Genomic DNA, 23,633 nt, shown 5'->3' on the forward strand with positions numbered 1-23,633 from the left:
AACGAGAAAGATTAGAATGCGAATTCAGGTGATGTTTTTATCACGTACTAATATTCGAGCTCACTTCAATGTGCTTAAGCTTTTTATTTTTTACTCTATTAGATATAGGTGCCTATCAATAATCTAATTAAATTAGATTATTGATAGGCACCCTCTTCTGAATCCCACACTTCAGTAAATTGAAAACCTTTTAATTCACTTTGTTCAATAAGAGCCTTCAACTCGTCTGAAATAAAGACAACCGTCGGATGAATTTTTCCATTTATATAAACTTTAAAAATCATTTCATTTTGAACTATATTAAAATCAAATGCGAACTTTTCACAGCCTACTATAAGGCCTGTAATCAGTTTTTTAAAGATTGCTTTATCTCCATCAATTGCATCTAGTGCATTCAACACGTGGACCAAGTAATATACCTCACTAGTTGAATTGCGTAAGAGTGGTAAAAATTCAACATTATCGTCTATTAAAGGTTCAAGTACTTGCTTGGCTTTTTCACTAATCATTGGTGCACCAGCTCCTCCCCAAAATTTAGGGAAATCACTATGATTATCTCCTTCAATACACTCTATATATATTTTCCCCCATGAATTTGTTAAACGAGTTATCGAACTTATTTTTCCATCAATATATTTTTTGTGATCTTCTTCAAAATTTAATAACTGGAAAGACTCATAGTTATCTAATACACTCTTTAATCCCCATATTTTCATGCTTATTCCCCTTAACTATTCTTTTATCTTCTAAAGTAAAATAGAATATTACGTAACAAAAAATCGTTTACTACTATTTACTTTGTGATTCTAAAATATATCTTGAATATAAATTACCATCACTTTCTATACTTATTCATAATAAAAAGCTTATACAAGTGCATAAGCTTCTTATTTTTTACTCTATTAGATATGGATTCACATTACTAATCTAATTAAATTAGATTTCTTTACGCACTCTCTTCTGAATCCCATACCTCAACAAATTCGAAACCTTTTAAATTGTTTTCTAAAACTGTATTTCTAAATTCATCAGATACTAAGACAGTAGAAGAATGTAATCTTTGATTTAAAAATGTTTTAAATATTATCTGCCCCTCAACTTTATTGGCTAAAAATGCGTATTTTTCGAACCCTATTATTAACCCTGTACTTAGTTTTTCCAAAACTGCTTTATTGTAGTTAATTGCATCAACTGTATTTAGAACGTTTATTAGGTAATAAACTTCACTTGTAACATCATGAATTAATGGAAGGAACTCAACATTATTACAGATTAGAGGCTCTAATATTTCTTTTGCTTTTCTGCTAATCAGTGGTGTACCAAGTTCTCCCCAGAACATAGGACAGTCACTTTTTTTATCACCTTCTACACATTCAATAAAAATTTCCCCCCACGAATCAGACAGTTTTATTGCCAAATCAATTTTCCCATCAAAATATTTTTTACGGTCTTCTTTTAAATTTAGTAGCTGAAAAGATTGATAGTTATCAAATAAGCTTTTTAATTGCCAAATTTTCATACCTTTTTACTCCTTCAGAATTTAATTATTAAGTATCTATGATTGGTTAAATTAATTTAGTTTTAAACTACCATCCAATAACCTCTCTCTTATACTATGCAAGGCAGCAACTGCATCTTCTTGATTACCCCCAAAGCGTTTCACTTCACTTAATACTCTGTATACTTCCCTTATATACTCTGGACTATGATTACCTATATGTAGCGCTTCAGTAGTCACATAATCGTTCACTTTATAGGGTAAAAATACTCCATTAGCCGCTGAATCATGGTGTATTTCAAACTCTTCTAATAGCTCTTGCACTTGTTTCGCCCTTTTATCCTTCCAAGGTGCAATATGATGTGTTGCATTAGGATATGGCGGTGTTTCAACTCCTGCATCTTTAAGTTCTGCACGCAGTTTTTGAGATGCTGAATAGGAATCGGGATATTCATTTTTCATCTCAACTCTATCAAAAACTTTATCTGCATAGTCCTGAATTACTTCTTGTACATCTTTAACTTTACTTCTTCCACCAGTTTTTGAAAACATAAATGTTTCACGAGCTTTGCGTAAAACTTCAAATGTTTTTATTTGATTGCTTCCAAATCCACTTGCACCTGCAAATGCCAACCGATCCGTCAGTGGTAATTTATTTGCGAAAGAAGACATTCCTGTAGAGAATTTTGCACCTTTTGCTAATGTAGTGACTTTACTTATCCCCTTATCACCAATAAGTCCAAGTCCAATTTGTGTAAAAGCATAACTTCCCCACTTAGCACGACTTTCAGCATCTCCATTTATTACATCATTAATAAACGAATCTGATAATGTGTTCCACATAGCAGGTAAGGTTTCATTTAAATGAGTAACAGCGTACCCCATGTTCTCCCATGTTTCCCATTTACCAAGTGCCACAACACCATCTATTGTATCTTCAACTGCTTGACCCGTACCTTCTAAAATACCATCTATAATTTTTTCAGAAGTAGATTTTTCAGGAGGTTTCTTGCACACCGCTCCCTCTTCCATTGATCCTTCCTTTAAAAGATTATCAACTTGACGTTTTCTTTCATCAGCAATTTCTTGGATCGAAACGGTCCAATCCATATTTAATCCTTGTGTACTAAACGTACCACTTACAGGACTAAATCCTTTTCCACTTTGGACTTCAGCAAGGCCGGCAGTAATACTAGCCACAAGTTGAAGAGCTGCGTTGTAGTTATTACTAGACGTATAGTTAAATTCATATAGATGCTCTAATTTTTCTTGCAGTTTTTTTCTCATCTCGACTAAAACAATAACCATGGCATCTATTCTAGGCAATACTGTAGCAATACTAATCGATTCTATACTTGAGATCATTCGATTAATTTCTTGAATTTGCTCTCTTATTTCTTGTTCAATAACATCTGTGGAAGCAACTTGTGATTGAAAATCGCTTGGAAATGCATCATTTTGACGGATTAATTCTTCACATAAATAAATGATACCTTGTGCTAAAGGTCGAAAAGTTTGGACAAAAAATATTTTTGCACTACTATATGTTTTCCCTTGTAAAACTGTATCAGTTGCAAAGGTATCAATTGATTGGATTGCTTGCTCCATAGCTTGGATAGTAGCGACACATACAGCATTCATGCTTTGGGTCTGATTTTGTACTTCCCCTAAATACATATTTAAACTCATGCTTTGTCCTCCCTTTTTAATCGCTGTTGCCGATAGGTAAGGTCGGTTTCTAAATCAATAAGATTGCGTCTTTCTTTAAGTAATGTTTCTTTTTGATTTTCCAATTCCAATGTTAATTTCCGCTCAATATGTTGCGACTCTTGAAGCTTATTCATAAAAAAATGAGAAACATCTTTATCACCATACCATGTTTCTAAAATCCTATTAAATAAACGATTATTTCGATTTCTCAATTCGTGAAAGTCCATTTCTGCTTGTCTCTGGATTTGAATCTCTGTTTGATTTCGATCCTGTTTTTCAAATACTATCCGTAATTCATGATTAAATTCATTTATTTGCTTTTCCACATCTTGACTCATCTTATTCTTCCTACCCTTCTCCCTTTACCGTAGGTTGCCACATTAGCGAAATGTCTTTTGTAGTTCGTTATCCATTCTTTCAAAATCCTTGGCTACTAAATGAATATTATCAATTGCTTGTTGAAAGGCCCCACAAAATTGTCTAGTCAAATCTAGCATTTGTTGATTCGCTTCTTGCGCCTGAGCATTAACAGATAGTGTAGTACGGCTCGCCTTTGTTATAGAACGATTTGTCGCACCTTGAATTGTATCCGATGCATTTTTCATTTGTGTAGCAATTTGTGTAGCCGTTTGAAAATTACTTTGAAAGTTTCCCATCATTTAAACCCTTTCTAGTTCCAAAATCATTAAGAAAATTATACCATGTAAGAATATTTCAATGTATCAAATATTTCTAGTTAGGAATTGATAGCTCTTAACCATAAGAATGAAGCTTTTCATACCGAATTTCAATTAAGAATCGCTTCAACAGATGTAGTTGAACTAGAACTATTAGAAAAAATTGAAGAGATTGACCGAATCAGAACAAATACTGAAGTTACAAAGCAAGTTATGCCACTAGCAGGTATGGGTGCAATGAGGAACAAATATTTTTATGGAGTTTGGTTTAGGATGGATTGGAGATAAAGGAGCAGGATAAATTGGAAAAGTAACTTCCCTTGGAGGCTCTGTAAAGTTAACGAAATTTTCAGGTGATATACCTTATATTTCAAGTCACTTACCATTAAAAGATCGATTTGCTTTTGCTGGTATAAGCCCACTTAAAAGTCAAATTTCTCCGTCTAAAGATTTTTTTATAAGAATTAACAGTGGGGAAAGTAAATTAAGTAATTCTGAAAAAAACATAGGAAAAAGAAAGATTCCCCCCGCTGTAAAAAAAGTAGATGAATTAGGTGAGTATTACGAAGTAACTATAAAATTAGAAAATAATGTAAAATGGGGAAATGAATTTCGTGATATGAATTTACGTGATTTTGATCGTAAAGTGAAAAAATTACAAGATTTGAGTGATGCAAACTTATTACAAAAGACAAAACCTATTAGAGATCCTCAAGTTACAAAACAGTATCGAAAGGATGTTATAAAAAAGATTATTGAAATCTATTATCCAAAAGATAAAAAATTAGCAAAAGAATTAATTGATAAAGTAAAGTATGATATGGATCCAGATTACCGCTGGGATTTGGGCCTTAATGGAGAAGACGTTAGAAGTAACCTTCAATTCATGAATCAATTTACAAATAGACGAATTGGTGGAATTTTAGGAGTACAATTAAAAGATGCCCCTTATGGTTCGAGAGTAAGGATAAATATTGAGAGGGAGTAGAAAATGGACAAATCAATATTAGAAAAAATAGAATTAATTAAAGACATTTTAGGTAATGACCCATTTAGTTTGCTGATTGGGGAAATAATAGAAATACAAGACAACTTTGACAAAAAATTAGAGGAAGGTGTTTTAAAAGATTATTATTTTATTATAGGAAAATACGAAATATTAAATGGCGGAGTAATAACTATATTTGGTCATGAAAAACTTGATAGTATTCAGTTTTATACCAATGATATGCCAGGTGGTGCTAATAAATGGATATGTATAGGAAAAATAGAAAACTATCCATTATTTATTAATAAAATTAATGGTGAAGTTTCTTGTTTGTTTGGAGATTTAATTGATCAAAACTTTGTTATTGAATCCTATGGTAATTTGAATAATTTCTTACAACATTACTATTTAGGGAGAAAATATTGTGAATTAGGTAGTAAATTTGTTAAAGCTGGAGGAATTAGTGATACTGTAGGTAATAAAAATGATGATTGGTATCAACTACTAGAAGATAACAACTTATTATAATGCATTCTAGATATTTAGTAAAAATACACACATAACTGAATTGAATCCAAAATGTTAGACACATTATTTCATTAGACAGCTTCTTTGGCATGGATTCGGTATTGTACTGGACTGGACTTACCTTAATTTTTTTATGATAATGGTATACTATCTCTACTTTGATAGTTAATTAAAAAGGAATAATATATATTTTATGCACTAAGTGAAACGCTGCTATTTAGCAGCGTTTCACTTGTATTTTTCATCAAAGTTCGGAATCGATGAACAGAAATTAGTAATTTTAAATTTCGCTGTCACTATTTCTTCCTGAGCGATTCCACTAATACTCAAAAGTTCTGTTCTTCTACCTTTAATATTTCCTTATTTACTGGACACTTTATTTTCCAGTTTTAATTCACTGTTACCCTTACCTGAGGATCATACATTTTATTTTCATTTGCAATAAACATAATACTTTTTCCTCAAACTTTTTCCTTAGCGTTTATTTCCCCTACCACATTATGCTACCAATGTATTTTTAATGAATCCTCAGTTTTAGAATCTTTCAAGAATTTTTATAACGTTTCTTAATCTCTATGAGGCTATTAAGAATAATGTTTGTTCCGCAGGTATATGGGTTAGATATTAAGCCATCAATATCTATAGAAAAATTTACACTATGACTCCCATTTTCTATATAATCATTCTTAACCACTATTAATGAATTTTGTTATGGAAATGTTGAAATTCGTACACAATGGAAAACTCATTCTTTTATTAATTTATTATTAGGTTTAGCTACTGTTGAATTTTGTAAAGGATCTTTTGATAGATTACTTATTAGCCTACCTGAAGAAATCTCTTTAGTTGTTAATTTGCCAACCTTTCTTGTTTACTATTAATCAATTAAAAAAAGAATTTTTTGTTTAAGAGCTACTTTAAAATCTTAAGTTGATGGATGTGTGAACGTACCGCTACTAAAATTCTTGCTTTTAAATTATTATTACTGTATTATATTTACGTATCAATATAAGGATTATGATATATAAAAAGGAATCAAATCTATAAGTAAGATTTAAATCCTTTTCCAATTCAAAAAGATTTTGCCAAAATCTAATATAATTTATGTTTTTCTTTTTAATATGTATCTAGTACAAACATATTTTTTATCAATAGAATTCTGTTTTCAATGCTAGGAATTAGTGTTCTAAACAAGGAACCATACAAAGTGATCTGAAAAACCTGAGAGGTATTGTATGTAGTTTGCTCATCTCCAGGTACTACATACAATAAAAGAGCCTTACCTCTCTAGGCAAGACTCTACTAGTTTAGTTGTATAATATTTACATGATAACTAAGAAACAGAAAACATATAACACCAAATAGCAGCACCCTATTATTCCTCCTACAGCTAATACCTGTTTAACTCAACTCTTAAATTTTTGATTACTGTAAATCGCTTGCACTCTTTCCATATTTCCTCCTATTAATGAGAACCCTTATAGACTCTCACCTTGCTATGGTAACATTAAAAAATGGCTAATAGAGGCCTAATGTATAAACATGCAATATTGCATACATAAATGTATTGTTATAATTGTAAACGCTTACTATAATAAGGTTATAAAGATTCACCACATCTTAATAAGAAAAAAGAGGAGCGAATAATATGGAAATCGCAATGGCAGTTTTAAAATTTATAGGTGGAGCAATCCCATTAATTCAAGAACTTCTAAAAGCATTTATGTAAATTCACTATTTAGCAATTATTTATAAAAATTATCATACAAATGATCTGTATATCAAAAATGAATTGATTTACAGATCATTTGCGTGAGCAAGTTCCCTTTAACATGATTAAGGGACTTTTTTAATTTTTAAATACTTAAGGTTACGCCACATTAACATCAAGTTAGCAAAACAAAAAGAAAAATACGCCACCCTTCCTATAATTCTACAAATGGAATAGCATATTTTTCATTTTTGGGACCTAAAAAAACTTTAACTTGATGGTGATGGGGTAACAATTCTGATTTAGAGATCAGATCAGTTTATACAAAGATTACCCACCGATATGTGGAAGATGAAGAATACACTTGCGAAATTGAAACGATTGAATTAAAGGACTTGATGTTAGTATGATTAACAGAATATGAAAATCACTTAAAAAATCGTAATCTTACTAAAAAACACCAAGACTACCCCTCTTCAGGGCAATCTTGGTGTTTTTTACGTTCACATACAAATTATTATTTGTATTGTTACATGGGTTCTTTATTAAATTATATACGTCTACTTTACCATCGATAAGCAATGACTAATGTCTCCCATTTTATCGTACTGATTACCTATACGAGGTTTTAAAAGAACCCCCTTGACTAAAATGATAAAACAAGAAATCGAAATGAGCCCCTGTTTTATTTTATAAGCAGTAAAGCTTCCATATAATGCTCTTTTCTCTCAAGAGCTTTTTTTGCATCATCAGCTGTTAATATATAATCTACTGCAATGCTCTGTAATAGCTCCTTATCCGCATTTGGCAACTGAATCGTTATATCTTCCACACTACTCTTATTATTTCCATTTATCTTATTAAATTCTTGAATACTTCTTGCCAGCTCTGCTAATTTTTCCATATGCACAGGATTGTTTACATCCAAAAATATATTACTTCTAAAAACTGCCGTAACATATTTCTTTACATTTTTCTTTTCTTTTTCTGCTTCTTCCTTTTTATCAAAAACAATATTTCCCGTATACATTTGTTCAAACGTGAATATATCGTTATTCTCTTTTCCAGCATAATATGTATTGAACTTTTCTTTTAAATCATTCGCTTCTTTTTTGATTTTATAATTATCACTATCTACTTTTGGAGAGATTCGTCCATCCAAAGCTAGCTGAAACTGCAAATACGGTTCATTTACTTGCTGTACATGAGCTATCCGTACATCTGGCCCCAGTAAATCTTTATAATTTCCCGGTATTTCAACTTCATTTAGTTTAACAGAAAAACCATACTGCGATTTTGTATAACTTTGAGCTTTTTGTTTAATTTCTTTATCCGATATATCACATGATGTTAATAGTATTAAACTAAACATCATACTACATGTTATTTTTGTTATTTTCATATGGTATCTCCTTTTATGCTTACTTCATATACATAAATGCTAATATAGATTTCCGATAAAGTCACGAAGTTTAACAAAAAGAAGAGCAGTTTTGAAGTGACCCCTAAAAGTTAGACACGGTTATTTCATTAGGCAGCTTGATAAAAATGAGTTCGGTATTGTACCGGACTCATTTTTAATTTTGCCTTAATCCGTTTCGTATTATAATAATCTATATATTTTTCTAATTCTATTTTAAAATGCTCTACACTTTCAAATTCTTTTATGTAGAGGAACTCCGACTTCATAATCCCAAAGAAATTCTCTATTACTGCGTTGTCGTAACAGTTTCCTTTTCGAGACATACTCTGTACGATACCCCTTGATCCAAGTGTACGGACGTATTGTCTCATTTGATAATGCCATCCTTGATCCGAATGCATTAGTAGCTGGTGATTTTCAGGTAAGCGTTCTAATGCTTTCTCTAACATCTCTGAAACAAGTGAATACGTCGGTCTAGAACCAATTGTATAGGTAATAATTTCACCATTATACAAGTCTAATACAGGTGATACATACAGTTTCTCTCCAAACAATTTAAACTCTGTGATGTCCGTTACCCATTTTTGATTCGGGGCATCTGTATAAAAATTACGCTCTAAAATATTAGGTGCAATTTTACCGACTTTCCCTTTATAGGATTTATATTTCCTCATACGCACAACACACTTTAATCCAAGCTCTTTCATAATGCGCTGAACCTTCTTGTGATTCACTTTCTGATCACGATTCGTTAACTCATCACGAATGCGACGGTAGCCATAACGACCTTCATTTTCCTCATAAATTGCTTTAATTTCAGCTTTCAAATCGGCATCTTGATCCGGACGATTCATTTTCTTTACTAAATCATAATACGTACTCCGTGGAATACCAGCTAGCTCCACGAGTGCCTTCACCGAATATTTATGCCTTAATTCATAGACTACTTGTGCCTTGTCTTGTTTCGTGATTTTTCCTTGTTTTGAACTAAGGCATTCAACTTTTTTAAGTACTCATTTTCCATTTCAAGCTGTTGAATACGTGCTTCAAGTGCTTCGACTGACCCTTCAGCTAAAGCTTGTTTTACTTGTTTATTTGAATCTTTTTTCATGGATGGACGCCCCTTTTTCTTAGATTGAAGGGCATCAATTCCTTGTGTTTCGAGCTGTTTTTTCCAAACAGAAATCGTTGAAGGGGCAGGAATGTTAAAGATAGCTGCCGTCTCAAATAAGGACATACCGTTTTCAATCATAAAGTTTAGTACGTCTAGTTTAAATTGTTGTGTGTAATTTGTACATCGTTTTAGAAAAGCTTCCATACCATTCTGTTTATATTGGTTTACCCAATTCAAAATAATTGTGTCACTTATACCAATCGATTTACCCATTTCTCGATAACTTTCATTTCCGTTCAAATAACGTATAACGATTTGTATTTTTTCATCAGCTGTAAATTTAGCCATAGAAAAACTGCACCTCCAATTGTTAGACTGAGTCTAACAATTGGGGTGCAGTTCATTTTAAGTTGCTATGTTTATACAATTTTATATGAACCAGAGTTAAATTTAAAAGAACTAAATCGTGCGTTTTCTCTTTATTCAACCATTTAACTTACTAACACTTTTCATAAGATATTTACACACTGCATTTAGGTAAAGAAATACAGAAATGTGTTTTTTTCTTTGTACTATCTAAATTTATACTCCCTCCATGTTTTTCTACTATATGCTTAGCAATAGTTAATCCAAGACCTGATCCCCCATTATTTTCTCGAGAATCATCTACTCGAACAAATGCATCAAAAATACTTTGTTTCATATCCTCAGGTATTCCAATTCCATTATCTATGATGTTTATATAGACTTTGCTTTCATCCTCAATTAACGAAACAAACACGGTCGTACCTGCCGTATTATACTGTAGAGCATTAGATATTATGTTAGAGATAGCACGGGATAGTAACCTGTTGTTAATTGGAGCAATCACTTCTTTAAAGGGAATTTGATATTGAAGGATTAAGCGCTTCGCTTGAAATAAATCATAATATTCTACAAGCAATTCACGAATAAACTCAGATACATCAGTTGGATGTATTTCAAAAGGGTAATCAGAATGCTCTAATTTAGACAGTTCAAAAATATCTTCAGTTAATACCGCAATGATTCGAATCTTATTATATATTACATTCAAAGTTCTTTCTCTTTCACTTTTTTCAGTAATGATCCCTAGTTGTAATGCTTCAACATAACCTTGAACGGTTGTAATTGGTGTCCTTAAATCATGAGACAAATCTACAAGCATCTTCTGCTTGGTTTCTTCCAACCTCTTCTTCTCTTTCTCTATTTTATCGAGTTTTTCCGACATAACATTAAACGAATGTTGTATTTGCATTAACTCAAAATATGTTTCATAGTTTAACCTTTTATCATATTTCCCACTAGCAATTTCCTCAAATCCAGTTGCTAGCTTATCCAATGGCCTAGTTATTTTCCTAGCAATTTGCCTACTAAATATATATACATTCATAGAGAAAAATATAAAAAATAAAACAATTGTAGAAAAAAATATCCTATAAAAAACATATACGTATTCCTCATTTTTATCAGAAAACGTATATTCATACTTTATTGCTTTTTTAGGGACCTTAACAAGGCAATATAATGTTTCACCTTTTTTCGTTACAAATGTTGCTACAGATGAATAATAAGGGAGCTTATCATTATCAAAAAATAAAGTAGCAAATTCTCTTTGTGAATATGATAAAAGCTGATCCTTCTTTTCCCCTTTGGTATAGATAACTTGTAAATTTTCATTAAGAATTTCTACCCAACCACCAAATGATTCTATTGATTCTGAATTAATAGTTTCAAAGTTTTCACGCACTACTTCACTTGCTTTTAAATTATTTAGCTTTCCTAGTTGCTTCTCTGTTTGGTACATCAAAAATATAAATAAAATTATTACCGTGAAACCTATTGCTAGTGCAAATATAACGTAATTTTTAATTAAGATATATAAAACTTTATTTTTCATAAAGTTCTTCCTTCCTAGCAAATCTATACCCAAGCCCCCGGATTGTTTTTATATAAACTGGATTCTTAGGAGAATCCTCTAATTTTTCTCGTAGTCTACTAATATGAACCATAATTGTATTATCATCTGCACAGTAATAATCAGACCATACACTTTCAAAAATTTGTTTTTTAGTAAATATTCTCCCTGGATCCCCCATAAAAAGTGTTAAGATTTTATATTCCGTAGCACTGAGAGTAATGGTTTCGCTTGATTTATAGAGTGTACAAGAATGATGATCTAATACTAAATCACCCATATGAATTTGCTTCTCCTTACCTTCTACAGCCTTATCATTAAATTCATAGGACCTTCTAAGATGAGCTTGAACTCTAGCTATAATTTCTAAAGCACTAAATGGCTTTGTAATGAAGTCATCTGCTCCAATCCCTAAACCTATAATTTTATCTACTTCTTGAGATTTAGCTGACAATATAAGTATTGGGAATTGTAACGTCTCACGAATCTTTTTAATTAATTGATAACCATCCATTTTAGGCATCATAATATCAACAATAGCTAAATCGATATGATTTTCTTCTAGACACTTTAAAGCACCTTCACCATTTGAAGCCTCTACAACAAAAAAATTCTCCATTTCTAAAAAAAGCTTTAAAAGCTCAACAATATCTTTGTCATCATCAACAATTAATATATTTTTTTTCATACTCTCCCTCGCATCAGTCAGAATTTTCAAAAATCCATTTAAGGTTATTGTAAGGTAAATGAAAGTGACATGAAAGACTAACAGTTTAATATACAGGTATGAATTAAAAAAGGAGGTATTATCACATAAAAAAATTTGTTGGAATTGCGTTAGCAGCTACCATTGGAATTGGAGGTTTAGGAACTTTTGCTACTACTAAAACTTACGCTGCAGTAAACAATCCAGAATCAACAAAATCGGTTTATCAAGTATCTGATGTGCAAGGTGAATTTATGCACATTAAAGTGGGGAAACCTTGGTCAATGACGCCAAGCGGAAATCAATACAAATATGTCTTATTTAGTAAAAATAAAATTTATGTCAACCCTAAAACTGGTGTTGTAACAGCATATGAAGAAGGAGCAGCTGAAGGCAGAGTACTCGATAAAAATGGAAATATAATTGCTATTTGGTATATTACAGCTTTTAAATGATGAAAGGAAACTTTCACAAAATTAAAAAGGCGTTTTTAAGAGTAGTTAACAATTTAATATGTTAGTTTTTTGTTTTATTTATAGAAAAAACAAGTTAATTTAAAAATTTTTTTAACTCAAAGGAGATGTAAATATGTTCAAAAAAATAGTAGTCGGTGTATTAACTACAGGCATTTTATTCTCTGGATCAGTTGGAGTATTTGCAGCAGATAATAGCCAACAATTACCCACAAGTAAATTAGCTAAAAAAGAAGCATGTCCAAATAATACCGTTTGTTATCGAATAAAGGAATTTCAGTATTATAATTTACCTGTAAAATATAATAAAAATACAGGTAGTAACGAATATTACTATAAATTATCTGGTGAAACCGGACATTGGGAAGTTGATTCTCATAAAGGGAGATTAACTAATTTAAGTGCTGGAAAAATAAAAGTTAAAGTGTATGAAGGCGGTGTATTATTAAAAGAGTTTATGGTAATAGCTGATAGCTATAATTAATTTAAAGGGAATAATATAACTAGATGGAACGCTGCTAAATAGCAGCGTTCCATCTAGTTATATTATTAAAGTAAGGAATTGATAAATTATAAAAGAACAGCTATCCTTAGATAACTGTCCTTTTATTAAATATGCAATAAATATATTATTCTTATCGTATATTAATTATTCAAACTTAATGTTTATTAAAATGGTAAATATGGTTTTGGATCTACTTGTCCACCTATATACTGATTCTTAATTTCGAAGTGCAAATGGTTCCCAGTAGAGTCGCCTGTACTACCTACTTTTCCTATTACTTGACCTTGTTGTACATGTGCCCCTACAGTAGTTAAAATTGAGTCCATATGACCGTATAATGTCCAAAGTCCGTCTTCATGCCTAATAACCACCGCATTTCCATATCCACCAAATCCTTGACCTCTTACACCAAAACCAGCAAATTCTACAGTTCCCGATTTAGATGCCATTATTGGTGTACCCTTTGCCGCTGAGAAATCAATACCTTTATGCACTGTCCCCCAACGACTTCCATACCATGAGCTAACATTTGGATTTTGGATAGGCATTTGATATTTAGAAGAACCCGAATCTGTTTCATGCGGATTCATCCACTTGTCGCCTTCCCATGTTTTAATCTTTAACCAACCACTAGTTGTCCCATCTATTATTCTAAAATTCTGCGGACTATATACTGCTCCAGCGTTTGCTTTTCCTGAACTAAATGAAGGCTCATTATACGCATAGAATGATTTGTTTATGAATCTTTCTTCTCCATCTAGATTCAGCCATTTCTCGCCTTCCCATGTTTTAACCTTTAACCACCCACTAGGTGTCCCATCCACAACTCTAAAATTTTGTGGATTATATAATGCTCCAGCGTTTGCTTTTGCTGCATTAAATGAAGCTTCGTTATATGCATAGAATGATTTGTTTATGAACCTTTCTTCTCCATCTGGATTGATCCACTTATAACCTTCATAAGTACCTACCTTCATCCAGCCATTTTCTTTTTTTTCTACTACTCCCCAATTTTGTGGGTTAAATGGTTCTCCATAATTTGCTTTCTTTGCATTAAATGAAGGCTCATTATACGCATAGATTGTTTTGTTGACAGTAATTTGTTCAGCCGTAGGATTCATCCACTTGTCGCCTTCCCACGTCTTAAATTTCAGCCAACCATCTGTTGTTCCATCTACTATTCTAAATGTTTGTCGCCCATACTTCGCTCCAGCATTCGCAACCTTTGATGAGAAAGAAGGTTCATCATATGCATAGAAATCTCCCATGACACGTTCTTCCCCATTCAAGTTAATCCAAACTGGACCTTCCCATGTTTCAATCTTCCACCAACCATTATCTCTTTTTTCCACGACTCCTACATTTTGAGCACCATACTCTGATCCACCATTTGTTTTAGCTGAATTAAAAGATGGTTCCTTATACCCATAGAATGATTGATTCACGTACTCAGAACTACTAGCAGCGTGAGTTACCATACTAAATGTCGAGATAGATAGAATAAAGAATAATAACATTACACCCTTTTTTAGCATATATTCTTTTCTCCCCTTTCAAATAGTTTTATATTTCGATTATCACATTAACATATTTTACTTTATTTTTCTATATTTTTACTGTTAAATTTTATCTAAAGCTTTTGATTAACTTCATTCAAAAATGACACCAAATAAAAAAACAGCTATCTTAGATAACTGTCTTTTCATTAAATCCAATTTAATTATTTTGAAAATCTAGCATATCCTAAGAAATGCTGCTGAGTATATGGACTGTTGATCTTACTTTTAATTACACCTGTTGTCGTATCCGCTGCATGGATATATTCGCCATTTTCTAAATATATTCCTAAATGAGAAGGACCTGGCTTATATGTATTCTGTAAGAATACTAAATCTCCTGGCTGAGGATCACTTATTTTTGTAACCATTCCCCAGTATCCTGCAACACTTGTTCTCACAATGTTATATCCATTATTTTTAAACACATAATAAATAAAGCCACTACAATCAAATCCATTTGGTCCTGTCCCAGCTTCAATATACGGCTTTCCAAGTTGTTTTAGAGCTAAATCAATTACTCCAGAGGAACCAGAATCTGTTTGATTTAGATTAATCCACTTATCGCCTTCCCATGTTTTAATCTTCAACCATCCACTAGTTGTCCCATCTATTACTCTAAAATTCTGTGGACTATACAATGCTCCAGCGTTTGCTTTTGCTGAACTAAATGAAGGTTCGTTATACGCATAGAATGATTTGTTTATAAATCTTTCTTCTCCATCTAGATTCATCCATTTCTCGCCTTCCCATGTTTTAACCTTTAACCATCCACTAGGTGTCCCATCTATTACTCTAAAATTCTGTGGATTATATAATGCTCCAGCGTTTGCTTTTGCTGCATTAAATGAAGCTTCGTTATACGCATAGAATGATTTGTTTATGAATCTTTCTTCTCCATCTGGATTGATCCACTTATAACCTTCATAAGTACCTACCTTCATCCAGCCATTTTCTTTTTTTCTACTACTCCCCAATTTTGTGGGTTAAATGTTGCTCCATAATTTGCTTTCGTTGCATTAAATGAAGGCTCATTATACGCATAGATTGTTTTGTTGACAGTAATTTGTTCAGCTGTAGGATTCATCCATTTTTCGCCTTCCCACGTCTTAATTTTCAGCCAACCATCTGTTGTTCCATCTACTATTCTAAAAGATTGTCTTCCATACTTCGCTCCAGCATTCGCAACCTTTGATGAGAAAGAGGGTTCATCATATGCATAGAAATCTCCCATGACACGTTCTTCCCCATTTAAGTTAATTCAAACTGGACCTTCCCATGTTTCAATCTTCCACCAACCATTATCTCTTTTTTCCACGACCCCTACATTTTGACCACCATACTCTAATCCGCTATTTGTTTTAGCTGAAGTAAATGACGGTTCTTTATACCCATAGAATGATTGATTCACGTACTCAGAACTATTAGCAGCGTGAGTTACCATACTAAATGTCGAGATAGATAGAATAAAGAATAATAACATTACACCCTTCTTTAACATATACTCCCCTCACTCCTTTTCGAATAATAATATATCGCGGTTATTACATTAACATATTTTTCCTTATTTTTCTATATTTTTACTAATAAAGACCTATTTGATATTTCTATCTCATTTCTATAATAAGAAAATAGTTTTTTACTTTAATATAAATATTTAAATTTTAATAAAAATAAAAAATCCCCGATTTAACAAAAGGGATTTTGATATTATTTCCAATTTACATATTTAAAACTCCGACGATTTAACGGGCTTTAGAATTCTCAATATAATAATGCATTTCTAATCCTTTTCTTTCTGCACGAAGTACGGTCCCTCTCAATTTTGATAAATGTTGTGAGACCGTAGATTGCGGAAGATTTAAAATCTCTATTAACTGTGTAATATTACATGTCTTATGGTACATTAACTCATTAACAATTTGTAACCGTATTGGATGTACCTTCGCCTTTAATACCTCTACATCTTCTTCCAAGATTTCTTTTCTCTCTTGTTTTTCTTTTAACTCTAACAATTCAAATTCCCCTTTATTATTTATTTCTATTTTTCTATTATCGCTATACCTAATTAATTAGGTATGGTTCCCTTTTCGCCTGTTGAGGAAATATATTTTGATTAAATCTTTAAATGAAAAAAAGGTTATTTTTACAGGAATTACAATAATACATACTACTTGAATCTCAATAAATATAAATTAATAGAATATTCCGCCTTATATTGATAAATGCTATTAAGTAGATTTTGATAGAGGAAAATTCTGATATGATACTAATTGCTGAATAATATTTTTGGAGAGGATGAAATTGAACAATGAATGTTCATATACAGGGGAACGAGCAAATAACTCATTTATTAAATGAATGGTATCAAGAAATTAGGGCTAGGCATGTAGACGCCGCTCAATTACTTAAACAAGAAATTGAAAACAGAATCCATAATATAGAAGAAAATCAAACGATATTATTATACTACTCACTACTAGATTTTAGACATCAATATTTAATTGATAGCTTAAGTATTTCTAAAGATAGCTTTAAACAAAGTGATGCTTACAAAACTCCTACAGACGATTTCCTTTCATACTATTATCACTTCTTTAAAGCCATTCATTCCAATGTTACCGGCAATCATAGCCTTGCAAAAATACATTACGATAAAGCTGAATACCTATTAGAAACAATTCCTGATGAGATTGAACATGCTGAATTCCATTATGAGTTGGCCATTTTCTATTGTCATACACATAAATCGATTTTATGTATTAATCATGTAATGAAGGCGAAAGATATATTTTCAAAACATCCTGGGTATGAATTGAAAGTTGCCTTCTGTAATAACCTATATGGATTAGCCTGTACTCATTTAAAGGAGTGGGAATTAGCTGAGGAACACTTTATCTCGGCCATGAATACATTCCAAAAAGAAAATTTAGAATACAATATTTTGATTGTTCGTCACAATCTAGGATTTATGTATGCTACACAGAATTTATCCGAGGTAGCATTACGTTATTTATCTGAAGTTAATCAGAAGCTACCTAGCGATTATAAAGCTGTTTTTATTGAAGCTAGGGAACATTATAAATTAGGAGAACATCAAATTGCTCAAGAATTAATAAAAAAAGGCCTGCAGCTTTCTACTCAATTGGGAATTGAAGGCTATATACATCACTTTAAGATTTTAGAAAAAATGAATCTAAATAGTTGTGCTACTGATATAGAAAAAACTGTTTTAGAAGGAATTTCCTATTTTGAACACGAAGAACTATATGAGTATATAAATGAATATACCGAAAAGCTAGCAACCCAATTTTACAAAGAAAATAATCATAAAAAAGCCAGCTATTACTTTTATGAAGCTAGTAAAGCCAGTGAAAAAAACTTTAAAAAAGGAGCATTAAAATGAAAAAATTAGCGGTTAGCTTACTGGGTATCTTAATTGTTGTAACAGTAACTTTTGGATCAAATTCTTCAACAGGCTCTCAAAGTACCATAAATGTTATTAAATATTCACATGGACATACTGGATGATGAAAGGAAGGATTATACCTTCCTTTTTCTTATATTTTAGAATTCAATACGTATCTCCTCCTACATTTATCTATACAAATTTAAGGATAAATAATTCAAAAGATAAAATAAAAATACTATAATTAAAAACTTCCATTTGTTTCTTTTCGTTGGTTTTCCAGCATGTTGTATATAAAAAAATAAGGAAATACCTGCCATGGTAATTAAAAATATCTGATAGTAATCAATCATCTGTAATAACCCCTCCATACAAAAATAAGAAGTCTCTTTTTAAGAGACTTCTTATTTCTAATACAAACGACATACATAGGATAAATATACACAATATTATCAGGATGGTGTGCTTTGTAGCTCTTTTAGCATAACATACAATATCTCATTTTTGTTTAATAATTCCAACTTATACAACTTTATCAACATTAAAATATTTCATTTAAAGCAAACGAACAAAAATAAACTCAACGAAATATTCACTAAAAAAAAACAACGTATGTAAAAAAACAGCTACAATCCCATTCATAGTTTTAAAAATTTGTCCTCCTCTTCTTCTAAGAATATTCTAAATCTCAGATAGATTATCTTATATCGCCACCTTATGTATGCAGAATTACATATCAAACCATATTGAAAATCATTCTCATTGTAACTATAATGGTTTCAAGAAGTGGTATTTTCACTTCCTTTTCAAATCTCAAAATATATTAAAGGAGGAACTAGCATTATGAAAAAAGTTATTTTAGCAGGGGCACTAGGAATTGCAGTACTATCAGGTATGAATTTACCAGGAGTAGAGGCACCAAAAGCGAGTGCGGCAACTACGAATTTAGAAATTCAAGAAGTTACAAAATATTACTCTATGAATTCCTATGAAGTTTCTCAAAAAGAATCATTTAATCTTAGTAAAGGGGACGAACTTACAGTCTTTGTACAAAATTCCGGGTTCCCAATTTCTTATACAGTCTTTGATGCAGATAATCAAGTAATTGGCACATACAATGCTAATTCACCATATGGTCGCGTATTCAAAGCACAAAAAGACGGTAATATTTCTGTTCAATTTCAAGCAGGAGTAAATTCTTCTTACATGAAGAAAATGAATTTCACAGCTAAATTTGCAGTTTCTCAACTTAACCAACAATAAAAATGTAACGATTCTCTTTAAAAGCAAATTAAAAAGGTATATCCCTTCAATGGGATATACCTTTAACTTTAGTGAATTTTATATTGACCAGATAACTGCTCTTGCGCCATACGAACTAAACGTTTCGTAATCTCTCCACCTACTGAACCATTTGCTCGTGATGTTGAATCTGGTCCAAGTGTAACGCCAAACTCCTGAGCAATTTCATACTTCATTTGCTCAACTGCACTTGCTGCCGCTGCTATTAAGATTTCGTTTGAATTATTATTTTTGCGAATTTGCATTTTTTAAACACCTCCGTTGAATTTGGTAATATCATGCTCTATTTCCAACAAAATATGCAAAAAATTATTCGTTTAGCTATTTTTCATATATACCTAAGCTTTCATCTCTGATGTGGGAATAAATAAAGGTATAGGTCATACTCTATACCTACACCTTCTTCTATCCTACTTACTTTTGAATTCCCCTATTAACCCCTGTAACTCTTGCGAGAGCCAATTCAAAGAATTTGCTAACTCTGCAATATCTTGTACATATAGTTCTTGCTCTTTCATACTTGTCTCCACATTACTACTGCTATTCACATATGTATTTGCAATGTTTGATAATTTATTTATAAACTGAACAATAGTTTGATTATTTTTTAGAATGTCACTTGAATGATTCGAAGTCGCTTTAATTTGATTTGTAACAGATTGTGCAGATTCTGAAATCTTTTCAAAGAATGCACCACTACTTTGAACAAGTGTTATTCCTAATTCTACTTCCTTTGAACTCTTCTGTATGGATCTTACAGCTCTCTCTGCTTCAGCCTGGGTTTCACCAATTAATTTAGCTATATCCCTTGCAGATGCCTCGGTTCTTTCCGCTAATATACGTACCTCGTCCGCAACACCTGAAAATTCTTCCCACATCTCTCCAGCACATGAGGATTCAGTAGAAGCATTTAAAGCTAATGAATTTGTTTGATTTGAAATGGTTGTAATTGCAGTAAGAATTTCATGAATTTCCTTAGATCGTGCTTCGAATGCATAAATACTATAAGGTACATCCTGAACTGTATCTTGGATTCTTTTCATTTGATTCACGATTTGCTTAATCAAATCTTTTCCCTCTACAGAATGCTGTTCCATGTCTTCCAAAGCATTGCCAACTTGTTTTGCAGCTCCTTTAATTTCTTTCATCTTACTTTCCATTTCTTGAACAATCCCTAAACATTTTTGCACTATATATTCATGAGAATGTGCTCCTAAATTTAATCCTGTAATAGCACTTGCAATTTCTTTAAAGGCTATGCTATTCTCTTTTGTACTTACCGATAATTCCTGTGAAAATGTCGAAACCTGCTCAGCAGTCTGCCTTACTTTATCTATAATCCTATTAAACTTTTTAATAGTATTATTAAAATAGGTATTAGTTATCCCTATATCATCAGATCTTTCATACAATTTAATACTTAAATCCCCTTCACCAACTTTACGTAACCCTTCTTGTAAATCCTTTAAAGGCGATAGAGAGTTTCGTGAGATAAATATTTGAATTGTAATTGCGATTGTTAATGAAATTATAATAAATAGTAAACCTTGTATCATAAAGTGTTTCTTTGTAAGAGGAATAATAGAAGCGTCCAAATCTGCAGCAACAATTGCAATTATATTTTTATTTTCATCTGTAACTGGCTCTAAAATTGTTACCCAAAACCCTAATTCATCTTCATACACTTCTGTCATTTGTGCCTGTTTCGTTTTCATTACTTTATCATATGTTTTCATCCAATAAGTAGGCTGCTCATAGTATTCACCTGGCTTTACAGAAACAGTATTTGCTAATTCTGTATCCAAAGCTACTATTTGTAATTCAGCTTTATCATTTAGCTTGGCTCCTGTAACATATGTTTGCCCAACACTTTTCATATCTTTTATAGATTTATCTAATTGCTCTGTCAATTTTTCTTTCTTCACTCTTTGAGCTGTGGGGTCTTTTGCTACATCTCTTACTATTTCTAGATCTAATTGATTTAATACTGCATCACCTGTTTCAAAAGACTGCCTCTCAAATATAGACATCATACTATTTTGAAACATATTAAAACTTAACGCTCCCATACTTACAACAAGCGTCAAAATCAATAATACCGTTAGTAATACATTTTTTTGAAGCAACGATAGCTTATGCCAATATTTTTTCATTAATTTCACCTTTCTTATTTTCAACAATACAAAAACAAAGTAGTAACATATTAAGAGGTTCTCTTTCTGTTATTAATTTAAACTTTAAAATAGCATACTAGTCATTCAATCAAACGTTCCAATTTTTTTCTTTTGATAGAGTTTCTGTCTTTCCTGTTATCTTGATAGTTTCATATGATAGGAAACTTAAGTCCGCCAACATTTGTAGCATAATTTCCCAGAACATTCTAGTAATACATAAACTTTTTATTTACCTATAAGCTTGTCTCAAGAATTAAAATATTAAAATTGTATCTGCGATCTTTAAAAACAAATTATGATAAAGAACTTAATTCTTATTATTTATTTTTATTAATCCAATTAGTTAATATAATTATTTAAAATCACCAAATTTAGTTAATTACTTTTTACTTTGTAAGCTTAACAGTGATGTGGAACACTGTCAAAGAAATGGTAAAACATGCGAATATTAAGGTAAATAAGAAGACGGGGGATAGAAGAAATGCAAGATATAGAGATTGTGAGAAGAAGTACTTTGAGCGAATTTTGTTTGTGATTGTATGTCTGATTATTTGTATGTTGATTAAGATGTATCTTATTGTTAAAGAGACAGACTATGTCTTTTAGCATTTTGAGGAATATCCGTTTATATTATATGAAGTAAATAACTATGAAATTATTGAGGTGTTATATAACGTAAATTTAGTAAATGTGATGTCGGATATAAATATTTGTTTCCCATTTGCAATTATATTCTTTATATGTCCAGCCGTTCTTACGTACCAAAAAACGGAAAGGTTCCAATGAATCATGTGAAATCAATTTATATATTAAAAAAGGACAAATTGATTTATGATATCAGTCTGCCCTTTTTTAAAAAAATTCGTTTACTTAATATTTGAACTACCAACATAAAATATGATTCTGCTAGGGATCTACTTTCATTTGTGCTCTTCCTCAAATATTCCCAACTGAACTGTTTACTCAGCTTTATTTTATATACTCTTGGTGAACTACTCGCCACTTAGCAAAACTTGAAGTGAAAGCTTCTCATTTCCATGACGAAAGTAACCTTTGGTCTCCCTGAGCGTTTACTTCGGGACGTTCCACCCCTTGATGTCCAACAATCGGATACTCTCTTGATACGGTTGCTATTTTATGCAGGAACAGGGCGGATTGGTTTTCGCACTCTATTTTCTTCCTGCAATCTTCTAAATCAAGTTACCAAAGAACTTCATATAGCTAGTTTATCAAAAGTTTTTGACTATACCAAACCGAATTTCATCTCCTACCTACCATTGGGCTATCGCCCTTCACGCGCTTGAGTAAGGAGAATTCTTTCGGTACATTTGTTAAAATTCTAATACAAATATAATTAATTACCTTTATTTAATTTTGCCAAAAATAATATATCATTCCATTTCCCATTTCGATATATTGCTTCTTTTTGACATCCCTCATGTTCAAAACCAAGCTTTTCATATAATTTTATGGCTCTTTCATTAAACGAGAAAACTCGTAAATATATACGATGTAAATTTAATTCTTGAAAAGCATAGTTTAATAATATCTCTAGAGCTTCATATCCAAAACCATTTCCCCAATAATCTTTGTCTCCGATATCTATAATACATTCTGCATTTCTATTATACGGATCTATATTTATTAGTGACGTGATGCCAATTGGTTTTTTTGAATCTTTCTCTTCAATAATATAGCTCTTAGAACTTGAGCTGTTAATTATATTTTGACAAAATTGCTCTGTCTCATTGAAGGAATATACATCTAAAGTTGGATTGGTAAATGCCATAACTTGCATATCGTTTCTCCAATTATGATAAGTAGAAATATCCTCTATCGTAAACTTCCTTAAATTAATACGCTTTGATTGAAACATAGAACAGACTCCTTTCAATAATATTTACAAGATAACACCCGCACTAT

At 31.6% G+C, this 23,633-nt stretch carries 22 protein-coding genes and 3 pseudogenes; 9 read left to right on the top strand and 16 right to left on the bottom strand.

All coding sequences use genetic code 11. The features are described from left to right. Positions 1 to 137: 137 nt before the first annotated feature. The 5 genes from ACTFSL_RS18315 to ACTFSL_RS18335 form a co-directional block, all read right to left on the bottom strand. Complete coding sequence (locus tag ACTFSL_RS18315) at positions 138 to 716, bottom strand: imm11 family protein (RefSeq protein ID WP_088338224.1); 579 nt, start codon at positions 714 to 716, stop codon at positions 138 to 140. Between the two features lie 230 nt (positions 717 to 946). Then, positions 947 to 1,519, bottom strand: coding sequence for an imm11 family protein (locus tag ACTFSL_RS18320; RefSeq protein ID WP_088338225.1), 573 nt, complete (start codon positions 1,517 to 1,519; stop codon positions 947 to 949). Between the two features lie 51 nt (positions 1,520 to 1,570). Beyond that, positions 1,571 to 3,187: an AHH domain-containing protein gene (locus ACTFSL_RS18325; RefSeq protein WP_088338226.1), complete on the bottom strand. Its 1,617-nt coding sequence runs from the start codon at positions 3,185 to 3,187 to the stop codon at positions 1,571 to 1,573. Beyond that, positions 3,184 to 3,546, bottom strand: coding sequence for a DUF3958 family protein (locus tag ACTFSL_RS18330; RefSeq protein ID WP_088338227.1), 363 nt, complete (start codon positions 3,544 to 3,546; stop codon positions 3,184 to 3,186). The genes ACTFSL_RS18325 and ACTFSL_RS18330 overlap by 4 nt, the downstream gene beginning before the upstream one ends. A gap of 42 nt (positions 3,547 to 3,588) precedes the next feature. After that, on the bottom strand, positions 3,589 to 3,867 hold the full coding sequence (locus ACTFSL_RS18335) for a TIGR04197 family type VII secretion effector (RefSeq protein ID WP_000971917.1): 279 nt from the start codon (positions 3,865 to 3,867) through the stop codon (positions 3,589 to 3,591). 259 nt (positions 3,868 to 4,126) lie between these two features. Here ACTFSL_RS18335 and ACTFSL_RS18340 point away from each other — a divergent pair. The 4 genes and pseudogenes from ACTFSL_RS18340 to ACTFSL_RS18355 all read left to right on the top strand — a co-directional run. Then, positions 4,127 to 4,330 (top strand): annotated as a pseudogene (locus ACTFSL_RS18340) (hypothetical protein); the annotation flags it as partial. Positions 4,331 to 4,504: 174 nt separating this feature from the next. After that, positions 4,505 to 4,873, top strand: coding sequence for a hypothetical protein (locus tag ACTFSL_RS18345; RefSeq protein WP_256942727.1), 369 nt, complete (start codon positions 4,505 to 4,507; stop codon positions 4,871 to 4,873). A 3-nt stretch (positions 4,874 to 4,876) separates the two neighbouring features. After that, positions 4,877 to 5,401 carry a hypothetical protein gene (locus ACTFSL_RS18350; RefSeq protein WP_088338229.1) on the top strand — a complete coding sequence of 175 codons (525 nt, stop codon included), beginning with the start codon at positions 4,877 to 4,879 and terminating at the stop codon, positions 5,399 to 5,401. 1,542 nt (positions 5,402 to 6,943) lie between these two features. Then, positions 6,944 to 7,130 (top strand): annotated as a pseudogene (locus ACTFSL_RS18355) (hypothetical protein). A 667-nt stretch (positions 7,131 to 7,797) separates the two neighbouring features. Here the strand turns inward: ACTFSL_RS18355 and ACTFSL_RS18360 are convergent. From ACTFSL_RS18360 to ACTFSL_RS18375, 4 genes are all read right to left on the bottom strand, one after another. Then, positions 7,798 to 8,514, bottom strand: coding sequence for a hypothetical protein (locus tag ACTFSL_RS18360; protein WP_000704985.1), 717 nt, complete (start codon positions 8,512 to 8,514; stop codon positions 7,798 to 7,800). 128 nt (positions 8,515 to 8,642) lie between these two features. Beyond that, positions 8,643 to 9,997, bottom strand: a protein-coding gene (locus ACTFSL_RS18365) for an IS3-like element ISBce19 family transposase (protein WP_088338230.1) whose coding sequence is annotated in 2 segments (ribosomal slippage) — positions 8,643 to 9,544 and positions 9,544 to 9,997 — 1,356 coding nt in all. Because the reading frame shifts where the segments join, the coding sequence is not laid out codon by codon here. A gap of 172 nt (positions 9,998 to 10,169) precedes the next feature. After that, positions 10,170 to 11,567, bottom strand: coding sequence for a sensor histidine kinase (locus ACTFSL_RS18370; protein WP_088338231.1), 1,398 nt, complete (start codon positions 11,565 to 11,567; stop codon positions 10,170 to 10,172). Continuing rightward, positions 11,557 to 12,273, bottom strand: a complete 717-nt coding sequence (locus ACTFSL_RS18375; protein WP_088338232.1) for a response regulator transcription factor — start codon at positions 12,271 to 12,273, stop codon at positions 11,557 to 11,559. Before ACTFSL_RS18375 ends, ACTFSL_RS18370 begins: the two co-directional genes overlap by 11 nt. A gap of 272 nt (positions 12,274 to 12,545) precedes the next feature. On the opposite strand from ACTFSL_RS18375, the gene ACTFSL_RS18380 reads away from it, so the two are divergent. Continuing rightward, complete coding sequence (locus tag ACTFSL_RS18380) at positions 12,546 to 12,746, top strand: hypothetical protein (protein WP_256942726.1); 201 nt, start codon at positions 12,546 to 12,548, stop codon at positions 12,744 to 12,746. 133 nt (positions 12,747 to 12,879) lie between these two features. Beyond that, positions 12,880 to 13,248 (top strand): hypothetical protein, encoded by a 369-nt coding sequence (locus ACTFSL_RS18385; RefSeq protein WP_000473547.1) that lies wholly within the window; start codon positions 12,880 to 12,882, stop codon positions 13,246 to 13,248. A 185-nt stretch (positions 13,249 to 13,433) separates the two neighbouring features. Here ACTFSL_RS18385 and ACTFSL_RS18390 read toward each other — a convergent pair whose 3' ends face one another. The 4 genes and pseudogenes from ACTFSL_RS18390 to ACTFSL_RS18405 all read right to left on the bottom strand — a co-directional run bounded on the left by ACTFSL_RS18390 (position 13,434) and on the right by ACTFSL_RS18405 (position 16,840). Then, entirely contained in the window at positions 13,434 to 14,804 is a 1,371-nt protein-coding gene (locus tag ACTFSL_RS18390; protein WP_098481328.1) for a M23 family metallopeptidase, read from the bottom strand. A gap of 185 nt (positions 14,805 to 14,989) precedes the next feature. Continuing rightward, a pseudogene (locus tag ACTFSL_RS18395) lies at positions 14,990 to 16,059 on the bottom strand (C40 family peptidase). Between the two features lie 27 nt (positions 16,060 to 16,086). After that, entirely contained in the window at positions 16,087 to 16,326 is a 240-nt protein-coding gene (locus ACTFSL_RS18400; protein ID WP_420685941.1) for a hypothetical protein, read from the bottom strand. A 244-nt stretch (positions 16,327 to 16,570) separates the two neighbouring features. Continuing rightward, positions 16,571 to 16,840 (bottom strand): ArsR/SmtB family transcription factor, encoded by a 270-nt coding sequence (locus ACTFSL_RS18405; RefSeq protein ID WP_088339003.1) that lies wholly within the window; start codon positions 16,838 to 16,840, stop codon positions 16,571 to 16,573. Between the two features lie 296 nt (positions 16,841 to 17,136). Here ACTFSL_RS18405 and ACTFSL_RS18410 point away from each other — a divergent pair, with 296 nt between their 5' ends. The 3 genes from ACTFSL_RS18410 (at position 17,137) to ACTFSL_RS18420 (ending at position 19,497) form a co-directional block, all read left to right on the top strand. Then, positions 17,137 to 18,231, top strand: coding sequence for a Rap family tetratricopeptide repeat protein (locus ACTFSL_RS18410; protein WP_088339004.1), 1,095 nt, complete (start codon positions 17,137 to 17,139; stop codon positions 18,229 to 18,231). Then, positions 18,228 to 18,356, top strand: coding sequence for a hypothetical protein (locus ACTFSL_RS18415; protein WP_000732002.1), 129 nt, complete (start codon positions 18,228 to 18,230; stop codon positions 18,354 to 18,356). The genes ACTFSL_RS18410 and ACTFSL_RS18415 overlap by 4 nt, the downstream gene beginning before the upstream one ends. A 721-nt stretch (positions 18,357 to 19,077) precedes the next feature. Beyond that, positions 19,078 to 19,497, top strand: a complete 420-nt coding sequence (locus ACTFSL_RS18420; protein WP_061654680.1) for a hypothetical protein — start codon at positions 19,078 to 19,080, stop codon at positions 19,495 to 19,497. Positions 19,498 to 19,565: 68 nt separating this feature from the next. On the opposite strand, the gene ACTFSL_RS18425 is transcribed toward ACTFSL_RS18420, so the two are convergent. From ACTFSL_RS18425 to ACTFSL_RS18435, 3 genes are all read right to left on the bottom strand, one after another. Continuing rightward, the gene (locus ACTFSL_RS18425; protein WP_088339005.1) at positions 19,566 to 19,781 is read right to left on the bottom strand and encodes a small, acid-soluble spore protein, alpha/beta type; all 216 of its coding nucleotides are present in this window, start codon (positions 19,779 to 19,781) and stop codon (positions 19,566 to 19,568) included. Between the two features lie 165 nt (positions 19,782 to 19,946). Further along, a complete protein-coding gene (locus tag ACTFSL_RS18430; RefSeq protein WP_088339006.1) occupies positions 19,947 to 21,689 on the bottom strand; it encodes a methyl-accepting chemotaxis protein in 1,743 nt (580 codons plus the stop codon). Positions 21,690 to 23,064: 1,375 nt separating this feature from the next. Beyond that, a complete protein-coding gene (locus ACTFSL_RS18435; protein WP_088339007.1) occupies positions 23,065 to 23,586 on the bottom strand; it encodes a GNAT family N-acetyltransferase in 522 nt (173 codons plus the stop codon). Positions 23,587 to 23,633 lie beyond the last annotated feature (47 nt).

The organism is Bacillus cereus group sp. MYBK108-1, from assembly GCF_051917185.1.
In the GTDB taxonomy this organism is placed as follows: Bacteria; Bacillota; Bacilli; order Bacillales; family Bacillaceae_G; genus Bacillus_A; species Bacillus_A cereus.